This is a genomic window from Stenotrophomonas sp. YJH_SMC_101-4 (assembly GCF_059370395.1).
Window position 1 is genome coordinate 162,094 of sequence record NZ_JCAFTP010000004.1, and the last position, 13,317, is coordinate 175,410.

Consider the following 13,317-nt stretch of genomic DNA (forward strand, 5'->3'; position numbering starts at 1 on the left):
TAAGAGGTGACAGTGAGAATCCTGGTAATCGAAGACAACAGCGACATTGCGGCCAACCTGGGCGACTACCTGGAGGACCGGGGCCACACCGTGGACTTCGCGGCTGACGGGGTTACCGGTCTGCACCTGGCCGTGGTGCACGAGTTCGACGCGATCGTGCTGGATCTCAATCTGCCAGGCATGGACGGCATCGAGGTCTGCCGCAAGTTGCGCAACGAAGCGCGCAAGCAGACCCCGGTGCTGATGCTCACCGCCCGCGACTCGCTGGACAACAAGCTGGCCGGCTTCGATTCCGGCGCGGACGACTACCTGATCAAGCCGTTCGCGCTGCAGGAAGTGGAAGTGCGTCTGAACGCCCTGTCGCGACGCGGCAAGGGCGTGCAGACCCGCGTGCTGGAAACCGGCGATCTGGAATACAACCTGGATACGCTGGAAGTGCGCCGCCAGGGCAAGCTGCTGCAGCTCAACCCGACCGCACTGAAGATCCTGCAGGCGCTGATGGAAGCGGCCCCGGCCGTGGTGACCCGCCAGGAACTGGAAACCCGTGTGTGGGGCGAAGAACTGCCTGATTCGGATTCCCTGCGCGTGCACATCCATGGCCTGCGCGCGGTGGTCGACAAGCCGTTTGAAGTGCCGCTGATCCAGACCCGCCATGGCATCGGATACCGCATCGCCACCCCGGAAGCCTGATTCGGTGGCAACCAAGGGGGAGCGCCGGCGCACGCCTTATCGGCGGCGCCTGCGCAGCCGCATCATCGTTTCGTTCGTGTTGTTGGGCTTCTGCCTGACGACACTGTTCGCGTTCGCCACCAACTGGGCCCGCCTGCGCGTGGAAAACCAGCTGGTGGAAGAGCTGATGAACCGCAACATCGACGAGTATGCGCGCCGCTATTACGAGCACCCCGGGCACAACCCGGACGCGCCGGTGCTGCAGATCAGGGCCTATGCCTATTCCAAGGACAAGTTCGACCGGGTGCGCGAAGAACGCGCGCAGTGGGCGGGCTTCTCCGATGGCATCCACAGCGTCAGTGGCGATGAGCACGGCGAGCCCTACTCCTACAAGCTGGCCGTGCGCAAGACGCCCGACGCCTGGTTCTTCCTTGCCTATGACATGACCGACAGCGTACGCGGCGGCAAGCAGCTCAACCGCGCACTGGTGCTGTCGGTGCTGGTGTTCAGCGTGCTGTCGCTGGTGCTGGGCTGGTGGTCGGCGTCGAAGGTGATGAAGCCGGTGTCGGATCTGGCCGCGCGGCTGCGTGCCTATCGTGGCGGCACCAGCGATCCCGAACCGCTCGCGCCGCGCTTCCCCGACGACGAAGTGGGGCAGCTGGCCCAGGCGCTGGACGACTATTCCTCGCGGCTGACCGAAGTGGTGCAGCGCGACCGTGAGTTCAATGCAGACGTCAGCCATGAGCTGCGCACGCCGCTGGCGGTGATCCGTGGCGCCACCGAGCTGCTGCTGACCCGGCCCGGCCTGGACGAGAAGGTGCTGCAGCGCCTGCAGCGCATCCAGCGTGCCGAACAGCAGTGCAGCGACCTGATCGGCGCGCTGCTGCTGCTGTCGCGCAACGAGCGCGGGCAGGGCACCAGCAACGTCGCCCGCGTGGCCGAGCAGCTGCTGGATGCGCATCGAGCGCAGCTCGGTGGCAAGCCGCTGGAGCTGCTGCTGGAAGGTGAGCGCAACCTGGTGATCGATGCACCCGAGGCGGCGCTGTCGGTGGCACTGGGCAACCTGATCGGCAATGCCGTGAAGTACTCGCAGGACGGCGAGGTACGCGTGTTCGTCGGCACCAATTCGGTGTCGGTGACCGACAGCGGCCCGGGCCTGAGCGAGGAAGACGCGGCCAAGCTGTTCCAGCGTGGCTACCGTGGCACCCACGCCGGCCATTCGCAGGGCGGCGGCATCGGCCTGTCGATCGTCAGCCGCCTGTGCGATCTGTACGGCTGGCAGGTGAGCGTGCGCCCCGGCGGCCAGCGTGGCGTGATCGCCACCCTGACGTTCTCGCCGAAGCCGTTGTAAGGGGCCTGCTTTGGTGGGGGCCGACCTTGGTCGGCACGAACCCTGCCGACCTTTGCGCTCTGTGTCGCTTGTGCCACCGAATCCCCCTCGCGCGATGATCGGGCCTCAGGCCCAACACGACACCACCGTGATCGCGGCCGCGCCCCGCGCGTGTTCCAGCGCACGCATTGGCAAGCCCGCGCCGCACTTGGGAATTTCCTTACAGATCGCCGCGTGCGGCGATGGCCTGATGACCTGGCCGGGGCAGGTGCCTTGGCCGGGATTGGCGTCCTGAAATCAACTGTTAGATGGAAAGCTTCCGATGCCTTGCGCGGCATCGCGGACAATGCACCGTGCTCGCTTCATGGCGGGCGGTGCGTGGGGATTCCCGGGAATCCGCCGGAGTTTCCATCCATCTGGGAGTTGTCCGGTACGCCAACCCGCACCGTCCGCCACCTTGCATCTGCAGGTGGCCTGCCGACTGCGAGGAGTTCCACCGTGTCCAACCGCCCGCTGTTCCCCCAGCTGCACGCCCTGATCGGCGATGCGGCCAACCTGCTGCCTGCCGACGTCGCCGAGCGTGTCGAAGTTCTGCTGGATGACCCCAAGGACCTGCTGCCCGCGCTGCTGGCGCGCATGGATGGCCGCGACGCCGCCGACGGCCAGCCGCTGGACGTGCAGGGGGCCAGCCCGGCGCAGGCAGCCATGATGGCCGGCCTCAGCCGCACGCTTGCCGGTCTGCATACCCTGATCCAGCTGCTGCACGCCGCCGAACTCGCGCGGGAGCAGGGCGGTGCCCGCCAGCAACTCAATCCCGATGTGGTCGACGGCCTGCTGCTCGGCGCCCGCGAACTCGCCCGCTACGCCCGCCTGCAGCTGGAGTAGATCCACGCCATGCGTGGATGCACTTCGGTAGTGCCGGCCGCTGGCCGGCAACCCGGCCTCAACCCCCGGCCAACCCCAGATACCGCGCATGCAGCTGTTCCACCTGCACCTGCAGGTCCTCCGGCTGTCCATCATTGACCACCACATCATCGGCCAGCGCCAACCGCTGCGCGCGGCTGGCCTGGGCAGCAATCATCCGGTCGGCCAGTGCGGCGTCGATGCCGTCACGCTGCATCAGCCGGGCGTGCTGCACGGCTTCGGGCGCATCCACCAGCAACACCCGGTCCAGCCATGGGTAGGCCTTCCGCCCGCCCACCTCGGTCAGCAGCGGAATGGCCGCAATCGCATAGGCGCTGGTGGCCTGCTCGCACTGCTGCTGCATCAGCAGGCGGATAGCCGGGTGGGTGATCGCTTCCAGCGCCGTCCGCTCGGCCGGGTCGGCGAACACGTGAGCGCGCAGGCGGGCCCGGTCAAGGCTGCCGTCGGCCAGCAACATGTCGGCGCCGAAGCGCTCGGCAATGCGGGCCAGGGCGGGGCTGCCGGCGGCCACCACGGCCCGTGCGGCCAGATCGGCGTCGGCCACCACGATCCCCAGCGCCTCGAAGCGCCGGGTCACTTCGCTCTTGCCGGAGGCGATGCCTCCGGTCAGGCCAACTACATAGCGGCTCATGGGGACTCCCCTCAGCGCAGCCCGCTCATCACCAGGTACTGCTCCACCAGCGGCGCACCCCACATGAAGTACAGCCAGCCGGCGATGGCCAGATAGGGGCCGAACGGGATGGGCGTGGCCCGGTCACGACCGCGGCTGTACAGCCAGATCGAGCCGATGATGGCGCCCAGCACCGACGACAACAGGATGATCGGCAGGATGCCCTTCAGCCCGCACCAGGCGCCCAGCGCCGCCAGCAGCTTGAAGTCGCCGTGGCCCATGCCTTCCTTGCCGGTCAGCTGCTTGAACAGCCACCAGACCGTCCACAGCGACAGGTAACCCACCGCCGCGCCTACCAGGGCGGGCTTGGCCGGCATGTACAGGTTGTCGATGCTGCCTATCAGCCCCAGCCACATCAGCGGCAGGGTGAGCTGGTCGGGTAGCAGCTGGGTGCGCAGGTCGATGCCGGACAGGGCGATCAGGAAGCAGGTCAGCACGATGGCACCGAAGCCCTGCCAGCCGAAGCCGAACTGCCAGACGCAGGCCAGCACCAGTACCGAGGTCAGGGCCTCCACCAGCGGGTACTGCAGCGAGATCGGCGCCTTGCAGTGGCGGCACTTGCCGCCCTGGATGATCCAGCTGAACAGCGGGATGTTCTCGTACCAGCTCAGCTTGTGCTTGCAGTGCGGGCAGTGCGACGGCTCCACCACGATCCCCGGTGGGGGGGGCTCGTAGAAGTCCGGTTCCTCCAGGACCTCGCGCGCATCGCGCTTCCACTGCCACTCCAGCCGCTTGGGCAGCCGCAGGATGACAACGTTCAGGAAACTGCCCAGCAGCAGTCCCAGGGCGGCCGCGGCGGGGTAGCCGAGGCCGGGGTGCTGGTCGAGAAATGCCATTGATACCTTTAGCCGACGACGGCGCCGAGTTTGAAGATGGGCAGGTACATCGCAATCACCATGCCGCCCACAATGGTACCAATGAACACCATGATCATCGGCTCCAGCAGGCTGCTCAGGGCATCCACCGAGTTGTTGACCTCCTGCTCATAGTACTCGGCCACCTTGAATAGCATGGCGTCCAGGGCGCCTGCCTCTTCGCCAATGCCGGTCATCTGGATGACCATGTGCGGGAACAGGTTCAGCTGTTTCATGGCCATGTTGACCGGATAGCCGACCGAGACGTCGTCCCTCATTCGCAGTACGGCTTCCTCATACACCTTGTTACCGGTGGCGCCGGCCACGATGCCCAGGGCCTCCACCAGCGGCACGCCAGCCTTGAATGTCACTGCCGTGGTGCGGGCGAAACGGGCGATCGAGCTGTTGTGCATGATCTGGCCAAGCACTGGCACCTTCAGGATTAGCCGGTCGACCGTATGCTGCATCTTGGGCGAGCGCTTGTAGAACATGATGGTGCCAACGATCGCGCCAATGAGGGCAATGAGCATCAGCCACCACCAGCTCACCATGAACCTGGACAGGTTCACCACCATTTGGGTGAACGCCGGCAGATCTGCGCCAAAGCTCTTGAAGACTTCCTCGAACTGAGGCACCACCCAGATGAGAAGGATTGAGCTGACCAAGAGCGCCACCACCAGCACCATGGCTGGGTAGAACATTGCCTTCTTGATTTTGCCCTTAAGAGTTTCAATGTTCTCTTTATAGGACGCGATGGTATCGAGTACGGTCTCCAGCACGCCCGCCCCTTCACCAGCACGCACCAGGTTGCGGTACAGCTCGTCGAACTGCACAGGATGCTTGCTGATGGCTTCATGCAATGAAGACCCGCCCTCGATATCGGTGCGAACGCCATTCACCATCTTCTTCATGCGCGGGTTTTTGTGTCCGCTGCCGATGATCTCCAGCGCCGAGACGATCGGCACACCGGATTTCATCATCGTCGCCATCTGACGGCTGAAGAAGGCGATATCCTTTGAATTCACGGCCTTACCGGCCGCACCGAAGAGCGGCTTCGGTTTCGGCTTGACCTGGCCTGGGTTGATTCCCTGCCTACGTAGCTCGGCGCGTAGCATGTTGGCGTTTTTGGCCAACTGCTCGCCCTTCATCTTGATACCCCGCTTATCGGTCCCCTCCCAGACAAACGGCTGCAGCTCCATGGTGCTACGCGCCACGGGCTCTTTCTTGATCGCACTGCGACTGACAGACATGTTGGCTCCCCAAGGCCCGCCATCCCCAGGCGGGCATCCTGACCGGCGATGGTAGCCGGTTCAGGGCCGTCCGGGGAGCCTGCTGGCGTGACGCCGCGCAGGGTTTTCGACCTGGCGAGACGAAAGGTGACGCACCGCGTCACATTGCCGCGTCCATCGCAGATTCGCTTCTGGGGGGTTCCCATCCGCGAAATTGCTGCCATCATTGGCTCGGGGAAATCCAGGGGGAGGCATGTCTGTGTTGGCATGCAACCTGCGTTGAACCACCCGCAGGGCGCAGGGCCCGCTCAGTCGGCCTGAAGGTCGGTCTGGTCTTGTGCACTGAAATCACCAACCACCTATCTTGGGGACGTACCGTTATGAAGAACCAGAAGGGCTTCACCCTTATCGAACTGATGATCGTTGTTGCGATCATCGCCATCCTCGCCGCGATCGCGCTGCCGGCCTACCGTGACTACACCGTCCGTGCGAAGGTCAGTGAATCTGTCATGGCGCTGAGCGCATGCAAGACTTCTGCGACGGAGTTCTTCTCGTCCCAGAACAAGCTGCCGACTACTTTGGCCGAGGCGGGCTGCAACGAGGCGACCACTGGCATCAGTCAGTATGTCGATAAGCTGGCCCTGTCAGCCACCACTGGGGCAATTACTGTAACCACGAAGGGCACTGGCGCGAAGACTGCGGAATGCGACTTGACTCTGACTCCGACCGTGAGCGGCGGCGAAATTACCGCTTGGGCTGGCACCCACGCCAAGTGCGATGCCAAGTACGTGCCGGCTAACTTCCGCTAAGTACAATTCGTCACCGTGATTGAATGAATCAGGCAGCTCATTGAGCTGCCTGATTTAGTTATTTTGCGGGTTGTGGAGGTTAGCTGGGGCGCTACTCCATGGTGCCATCTAGCAAATTCATCTGCGGACAGCTGTCCACACTTCCAAGGTATTCCATATTGCCAGCTGGCTATGGCGCCAGCTGAATGAGTCTCTGCCATTTGGGGCCATATGGAAGGCCTGTAATCACTTGTGTTCTAGCGCCGGCGCGTGAGGTACTCTTCAGCAGGGGAGTAGGAGTTTTACCTCAAATGAATACCGTAACCACCGCCAATCTCGTCGGCATCACAGGCCTGGCCCGCCGCTTGGTCCAGGACGGTGCCCTGGATGAGGCCTCTGCCCGCGACGCCATGGCCAAGGCCACGGCGGCCCGTCAGCCGCTGCCCACGTGGTTCGCGCAGAACAAGCTGGTCAGCGCCTCGCAGCTCGCTGCCGCCAATGCGGTCGAGTTCGGCATGCCCCTGTTCGACGTGTCCACCTTCGATGCCAGCCAGAACGCGATGAGCCTGGTCAGCGAAGAGCTGCTGCGCAAACACAACGTGCTGCCGCTGTTCAAACGCGGCGGCAAGCTGTTCGTGGGCACTAGCAACCCGACCCATGCGCTGGATGAGATCAAGTTCCACACCAATCTGGTGGTGGAGCCGATCCTGGTCGATGAAGACCAGATCCGCCGCACGTTGGAGCAATGGCACGCCAGCCATGACACCATCGGCGACGCGCTGAGCGGCGACGACGAGGGCATGGCCAACCTCGACGTTGGCCTGGGCGACGAAGACAACGCGGGTGGCGACTCCGGCATCGACGCCAAGGGCGACGACACTCCGGTGGTGAAGTTCGTCAACAAGGTGCTGGTCGACGCGATCCGCAAGGGCGCATCGGACATCCACTTCGAGCCCTACGAAGACGATTACCGCGTGCGCCTGCGCATCGACGGCCTGCTGAAGATGGTGGCGCGTGCGCCGGTGAAGTTGAACCAGCGCATCGCTGCGCGCCTGAAGGTGATGGCGCAGCTGGATATCGCCGAGAAGCGCGTGCCGCAGGACGGGCGCATCAAGCTGAACCTGTCCAAGACCAAGCAGATCGACTTCCGCGTGAGCACGCTGCCGACCCTGTTCGGTGAAAAGGTGGTGCTGCGTGTCCTGGATGGCAGTGCGGCCAAGCTGGGTATCGACAAGCTTGGCTACGAACCGGACCAGCAGAAGCTGTTCCACGACGCCATCCACAAGCCGTACGGCATGGTGCTGGTGACCGGCCCGACTGGTTCGGGCAAGACCGTGTCGCTGTATACCGCGCTGGGCATCCTCAACGACGAGACGCGCAACATTTCCACCGCCGAAGATCCGGTGGAAATCCGCTTGCCCGGCGTCAACCAGGTGCAGCAGAACAACAAGCGCGGCATGACCTTCGCCGCGGCACTGCGCTCGTTCCTGCGACAGGATCCGGACATCATCATGGTCGGCGAAATCCGCGACCTGGAGACGGCCGAGATTGCGATCAAGGCGGCGCAGACCGGCCACATGGTGCTGTCCACGCTGCATACCAACGATGCGCCGCAGACCATCGCGCGCCTGATGAACATGGGTATCGCCCCGTACAACATCACCAGCTCGGTGACGCTGGTGATCGCGCAGCGCCTGGCACGCCGGTTGTGCGGCAACTGCAAGCGCCCGGCCAACCTGCCGGAGCATGCGCTGCTGGCCGAGGGCTTCACCCAGGCGCAGCTGGATGCGGGCATCCAGCTGTACGAGGCGGTGGGCTGCGATGAGTGCACCGAGGGCTACAAGGGCCGAACCGGTATCTACCAGGTGATGCCGATGACCGATGAGATCGCCACGATCGTGCTGGCCGGTGGCAATGCGCTGCAGATTGCCGAGGCGGCGCAGCAGATCGGGGTGAATGACCTGCGGCAGTCGGCGTTGAAGAAGGCCGCCGCGGGTGTGACCAGCCTGGCCGAGATCAATCGCGTTACCAAGGATTGAGGTAGAGCCGAGCCTATGCTCGGCTGATGGCCCGAAGAGCAGCCGAGCGTGGGCTCGGCTCTACAGTAGATCCACGCCATGCGTGGATGATCGGCCACGGATCCCATAATAGATCCACGCCATGCGTGGATGGCGCGGCGGCGCAACGCCAACCAAGGTTGGCGCCTGCCAGGGCCGTTCGGCCCTTACTCCATCCCCAGCTTCTTCAGCTTGTAGCGCAGCGCGCGGAAGGTGATGCCCAGCTGCGCGGCGGTCCGGGTCTTGTTCCAGCGGTTCTCTTCCAGCGCGCGCTGGATGGCGCTGCGTTCCAGCTGCTCGATGTACGAGGGCAGGGCGGCGCTGCCGGGTTGCAGGTCGGCCACGGCTTCGGCGGGAGCTGCGCCACCGGGTGCACGTGGGGCGTGCTGCGGCAGGCGCAGGTCGTCGGCGCCGATGCGGTCTTCTTCGGCCAGTGCCAGTGCGCGTTCCAGGATGTTCTCCAGCTCGCGCACATTGCCCGGGAATGCATAGTGGGCCAGCGCTTCCAGCGCCGACGGCGCCAGCAGCGGGGTGGCACGGCCGTGGCTGCGGGCCAGCCGCGCAAGTACGGCGGCTGCCAGTTCCGGTAGGTCCTGGCGGCGCTCGCGCAGCGGCGGCACCTTCAGCTCGATCACGTTGATGCGGTAATACAGGTCGTGGCGGAAGCGCCCGTCCTCGACCAGTTCGGCCAGGTCCTTGTGGGTGGCCGAGAGGATGCGCACGTCCACAGGCTCCTCGGTGGCAGCGCCGACCGCGCGCACTGATTTTTCCTGGATCGCGCGCAGCAGCTTCACCTGCATCTGCAGCGGCAGTTCGGCCACTTCGTCCAGGAACAGGGTGCCGCCGTGCGCCGCCTGGAACAGGCCGGGCTTGTCGGCATGGGCGCCGCTGAAGCTGCCTTTGCGGTGGCCGAAGAATTCGCTCTCCATCAGCTCGCCGGGAATGGCGCCGCAGTTGACCGGAACGAACGGGCCGGCCGCACGCGCGCCCTGGGCGTGGATGGTGCGGGCGACCAGTTCCTTGCCAACCCCGGATTCACCGAGGATGTAGACCGGCGCCTGGCTGCGCGCGACCTTGCCGATGGTGGTGCGCAACACGTCCATGGCCGGCGAAGCGCCCAGCAGGCGTGCAGCCTGTTCGGTGGCGGGGCCGGGCGCAGGGCGTTCGGTGTTGTTGAGTTCCAGCGCGTGCTTGACCAGGCCGCGCAGCACCGAGATGTCCACTGGCTTGCTGACGAAGTCGAAGGCGCCGGCTTTCAGCGCTTCCACGGCCAGGTCCATGCTGCCGAACGCGGTGATCATCGCCACCGGCGTGCGCGGGTAGTGCTGGGCGATTTCGCTGACCAGCTCAATGCCGTTGCCATCCGGAAGGCGCATGTCGGTGATGCACAGGTCGTACGGATTGCTGGCCAGCAGCTCGCGTGCTTCGGCCAGGTTGGCGGCGGTACTGATGCGCAGCCCCATGCGGCCGAGGGTCAGTACCAGCAGTTCGCGGATGTCGCGTTCATCGTCGACGACGAGGGCGCTGCGGGTTTCGTTCATGGGCGTGAAAGATAAACGAGGGGGCTGGAAGCGACAAATGTTTGACGCACAGATTGGGGATCAGGTGGGCAACAGCGTGTGCGGGCCGGGCAGCACCAGGCGGAAGCAGGAGCCGCCTGCCGGCACCGGGATGTAGTCGAGCCGTGCCTGGTTGGCGCGGCACAACTCGCGGGCGATATACAGGCCCAGGCCGGTGCCGTGCTCGGAGGTGGTGAAGAACGGACGGAACAGCTGTGCGGCCACACTCTCGGGAATGCCGGGGCCACGGTCCATCACGTCGATCACCGCGCTGCGTTCGTGTTGTGCCACGCGCAGGCGCACCCGCGCCGGCTGCTGGCCGATGCGGCCGTACTTCAATGCGTTGTGCACCAGCACGGTGAGCACCTGGTACAGGTGCTTGGTATCGACCTGCGCCATCACCGCCGTGTCGCTGATGATCGGTTCGATGCTGTCGGTCTCCAGCGTCTGGCCCTGCTTGTACTCCAGCACGAAGCGGCGCACGAAGGCGACCAGGTCCACGTTCTCGGGCGTGGCGCGTTCGCGCCGTGCCAGCCCCAGCACGCTCTCGACGATGCCGTTGGTGCGCTGGCATTGCTGGCGGATGATCTGCAGCAGGCGGCGGTCGCTTTCGTTGAAACCGGTGCCTTCCTCCAGCAGCTGCACGGCGTAGTTGATCGCCGCCAGCGGGTTGCGGATTTCATGGGCGAGGCTGGCCGAGAAGCGGCCCATTGCCGACAGGGTGAGCGATTCGGCGCGCCGGGAGACCACGCTGGAGTCGTCCAGGAACACCAGGGCCAGCTCGCTGCCGGCCAGCAGGCGGGCGAAGCGCGGTTGCACTTCCGGCTGGTCGGGGTTGAGCTGCAGCGGCAGTTCGTCCTGCGCCCAGCCGTTGCGCCAGCGCTGCAGGCGGCGCGCCAGTTCCGGCGCGGCGCTGGCCAGATCCAGGCGTCCTGTCTCACCGATGCCGTCGTTGTCACCGAGCAGCATCGAGGCCGCTTCATTGGCCAGGGTGATGCGGTTGTCGGCGTCCACCACCAGCACGCCGGTGCGCATGCGGCGGATGATCAGTTCGTTGATCTGGAACAGGTTGGCCACTTCGTCGCCGCGCTGGTTGGCCAGCTGCTGGTTGCGGCGCGCGCGGTTGCCCACCTGGTAGCTGATGAAGGCCAGCGCCAGGTAGCTGGTGGCGAACATGGCCAGCTCGGCCAGGGTGCGGGTGGGGTCGCCGCCTTCGAGCACCTTCCAGAGGTATTCCGTACCGGTGGCCAGGCTGGCAGCGATTGCCAGGCCCAGGCCCCAGCTCAGCGGCAGCAGGGTGGCGGCCGCGGCGATGTTGAACAGCAGCGACATCGAGATGCCGGCGCTGGCGCCGGGCAGGGCATGCGCCAGCAGGGTGGCGGCGATGATGTCCACCAGCACGCTGCTGACCACGATCGGGCGCAGCCAGCGTTCGTTGCGGCCGATCGCCAGGGCCAGCAGCGACAGCAGCAGATAGATGGCCGCAACGGTATCGGCCAGGCGCGGGTGATGGGCCTCGCCGACCATGCCGGACAGGGGGCTGTAGAGCAGGCCGGCGATGACCGCGGCGATCAGCACCCGGTACAGCGCGAAGAAGTACAGCTCACGCCGCGGAATCGATTCGATGCGGTCGATCAATGAAGCACTGGGTGACACGCCGGAACTCCCCTTCTGGCTGCCTGGGTCTGGAATCTGCGGCGGTCCTGCCTGGCATCCCCTGAAGCCGGGCGGGTACGTCGCTTCTCTGTGGCCTGCGGTGGAAGCAGCCGGGCAGGCCCGGCACTACACACCTTGGTTGACCAGTATAGGGCCCCCGGCAGGGCGCCGCCGGAGCCGCCCGGATCGCGCATTTGGCCCGCCGTGGATACCGGTGGCCAACGGCGGCCCGGGCGCAACTGCCTGAATGGCGGTGGAAATCTGGCCGGGTCTGGCGTTTTGTACAGACTTCTTTGCGCCCCGGCGCTGGCTCGGCCACAATAGTGGGCCCGCCGCGGTCCATGCCGGCGCCCCGCCGGGGCCCTGAGGAATTGCGTGCGGTCGTTCCTATTCCCACGGTGACGCATGAATTTCCACGAATACCAGTCAAAACAACTGCTTGCCGAGTACGGCATCCCGGTCCCGGCCGGCAAGGTCGCTGCGACCCCGGACGAAGCGGTTGCCGCTGCCAACTCCCTGGGCCAGGGCCCCTGGATGGTCAAGGCGCAGATCCACGCTGGCGGCCGCGGCAAGGCTGGCGGCGTCAAGTTCTGCAAGACCACCGACGACGTGAAGGCCGCTGCGGCCAAGATGCTCGGCACCAAGATGGCCACCTACCAGACCGCAGGCGTTGAACTGCCGGTCAACCTGGTGCTGGTGACCACCGCCGGCGAGATCGTCAAGGAACTGTACCTGTCGGTGCTGGTCGACCGTGGCACCAAGACCATCACCTACATCGCCTCTTCGGAAGGCGGCGTGGAAATCGAGCAGGTCGCTGCTGAAACCCCGGAGCTGATCCACTCGCTGAACGTCGACTTCGTCGAAGGCGTGCAGGGTTACCACGGCCGTGATTTCGGCTTCAAGCTGGGCCTGACCGCCAAGCAGGCCGGCCAGTTCGCCAGCATCATGGTGAACCTGTACCGCCTGTTCAACGAAAAGGACCTGGCCCTGGTTGAAATCAACCCGCTGGCCATCCTGGACGACGGCAACCTGTACGCGCTGGACGGCAAGTTCGACAGCGACGACAACGCCGCGTTCCGCCAGAAGGCCCTGGTCGCCATGCGCGACAAGACCCAGGAAGATCCGACCGAAGTGATCGCTTCGGAGCTGGACATCAACTACGTCACCATGGACGGCAACATCGGCTGCATGGTGAACGGCGCCGGCCTGGCCATGGCCACCATGGACGTCATCAAGCTCAACGGCGGCGAGCCGGCGAACTTCCTGGACGTGGGCGGCGGTGCCAACAAGCAGCGCGTCATCGAAGCGTTCAAGCTGATCCTGTCCTCGGACAAGGTTGAAGGCATCTTCGTCAACATCTTCGGCGGCATCGTCCGCTGCGACATGATTGCCGAAGGCATCATCGCCGCCGTGAAGGAAGTGGGCGTCAAGGTTCCGGTCGTGGTGCGCCTGGAAGGCACCAACGTGGAAGAAGGCAAGCAGCTGCTGCGTGACAGCGGCATGGCCATCATCCCGGCTGACAACATCAACGATGGCGCCAAGAAGATCGTTGAAGCTGTCAAGAACGCTGCCTGATTCGAC

General features: G+C 65.1%; 11 protein-coding genes. 6 read left to right on the top strand and 5 right to left on the bottom strand.

The features are described 5' to 3' along the window. Positions 1 to 12: 12 nt before the first annotated feature. From AC5P8D_RS15050 to AC5P8D_RS15060, 3 genes are all read left to right on the top strand, one after another. The gene (locus AC5P8D_RS15050) at positions 13 to 690 is read left to right on the top strand and encodes a response regulator transcription factor (RefSeq protein WP_005410804.1); all 678 of its coding nucleotides are present in this window, start codon (positions 13 to 15) and stop codon (positions 688 to 690) included. Beyond that, positions 653 to 2,020 (top strand): sensor histidine kinase, encoded by a 1,368-nt coding sequence (locus AC5P8D_RS15055; RefSeq protein WP_032952284.1) that lies wholly within the window; start codon positions 653 to 655, stop codon positions 2,018 to 2,020. Before AC5P8D_RS15050 ends, AC5P8D_RS15055 begins: the two co-directional genes overlap by 38 nt. A gap of 477 nt (positions 2,021 to 2,497) precedes the next feature. After that, positions 2,498 to 2,884 (top strand): hypothetical protein, encoded by a 387-nt coding sequence (locus tag AC5P8D_RS15060; protein WP_109814720.1) that lies wholly within the window; start codon positions 2,498 to 2,500, stop codon positions 2,882 to 2,884. 58 nt (positions 2,885 to 2,942) lie between these two features. On the opposite strand, the gene coaE is transcribed toward AC5P8D_RS15060, so the two are convergent. Genes coaE through AC5P8D_RS15075 form a run of 3 tightly spaced genes read right to left on the bottom strand, consistent with a single transcriptional unit; the run spans position 2,943 to position 5,697 of the window. Then, complete coding sequence (coaE, locus tag AC5P8D_RS15065) at positions 2,943 to 3,554, bottom strand: dephospho-CoA kinase (protein WP_097049714.1); 612 nt, start codon at positions 3,552 to 3,554, stop codon at positions 2,943 to 2,945. Positions 3,555 to 3,565: 11 nt separating this feature from the next. Continuing rightward, positions 3,566 to 4,429 carry a prepilin peptidase gene (locus AC5P8D_RS15070; RefSeq protein WP_032128827.1) on the bottom strand — a complete coding sequence of 288 codons (864 nt, stop codon included), beginning with the start codon at positions 4,427 to 4,429 and terminating at the stop codon, positions 3,566 to 3,568. Between the two features lie 8 nt (positions 4,430 to 4,437). After that, positions 4,438 to 5,697, bottom strand: coding sequence for a type II secretion system F family protein (locus AC5P8D_RS15075; RefSeq protein ID WP_272774732.1), 1,260 nt, complete (start codon positions 5,695 to 5,697; stop codon positions 4,438 to 4,440). A 359-nt stretch (positions 5,698 to 6,056) separates the two neighbouring features. Between AC5P8D_RS15075 and AC5P8D_RS15080 the strand changes: the two genes are divergently transcribed. Both AC5P8D_RS15080 and pilB read left to right on the top strand, forming a co-directional pair. Beyond that, complete coding sequence (locus tag AC5P8D_RS15080) at positions 6,057 to 6,485, top strand: pilin (RefSeq protein ID WP_272774730.1); 429 nt, start codon at positions 6,057 to 6,059, stop codon at positions 6,483 to 6,485. A gap of 290 nt (positions 6,486 to 6,775) precedes the next feature. After that, a complete protein-coding gene (gene pilB, locus AC5P8D_RS15085; protein ID WP_414614806.1) occupies positions 6,776 to 8,503 on the top strand; it encodes a type IV-A pilus assembly ATPase PilB in 1,728 nt (575 codons plus the stop codon). A gap of 185 nt (positions 8,504 to 8,688) precedes the next feature. Here pilB and AC5P8D_RS15090 read toward each other — a convergent pair whose 3' ends face one another. Together AC5P8D_RS15090 and AC5P8D_RS15095 are read right to left on the bottom strand one after the other, a co-directional pair. Beyond that, positions 8,689 to 10,062: a sigma-54-dependent transcriptional regulator gene (locus AC5P8D_RS15090; protein WP_171955091.1), complete on the bottom strand. Its 1,374-nt coding sequence runs from the start codon at positions 10,060 to 10,062 to the stop codon at positions 8,689 to 8,691. Positions 10,063 to 10,122: 60 nt separating this feature from the next. Continuing rightward, the gene (locus AC5P8D_RS15095; protein WP_010481516.1) at positions 10,123 to 11,736 is read right to left on the bottom strand and encodes a sensor histidine kinase; all 1,614 of its coding nucleotides are present in this window, start codon (positions 11,734 to 11,736) and stop codon (positions 10,123 to 10,125) included. A 405-nt stretch (positions 11,737 to 12,141) separates the two neighbouring features. On the opposite strand from AC5P8D_RS15095, the gene sucC reads away from it, so the two are divergent. Next, on the top strand, positions 12,142 to 13,311 hold the full coding sequence (sucC, locus tag AC5P8D_RS15100) for an ADP-forming succinate--CoA ligase subunit beta (protein ID WP_004154430.1): 1,170 nt from the start codon (positions 12,142 to 12,144) through the stop codon (positions 13,309 to 13,311). Positions 13,312 to 13,317: the final 6 nt, after the last annotated feature.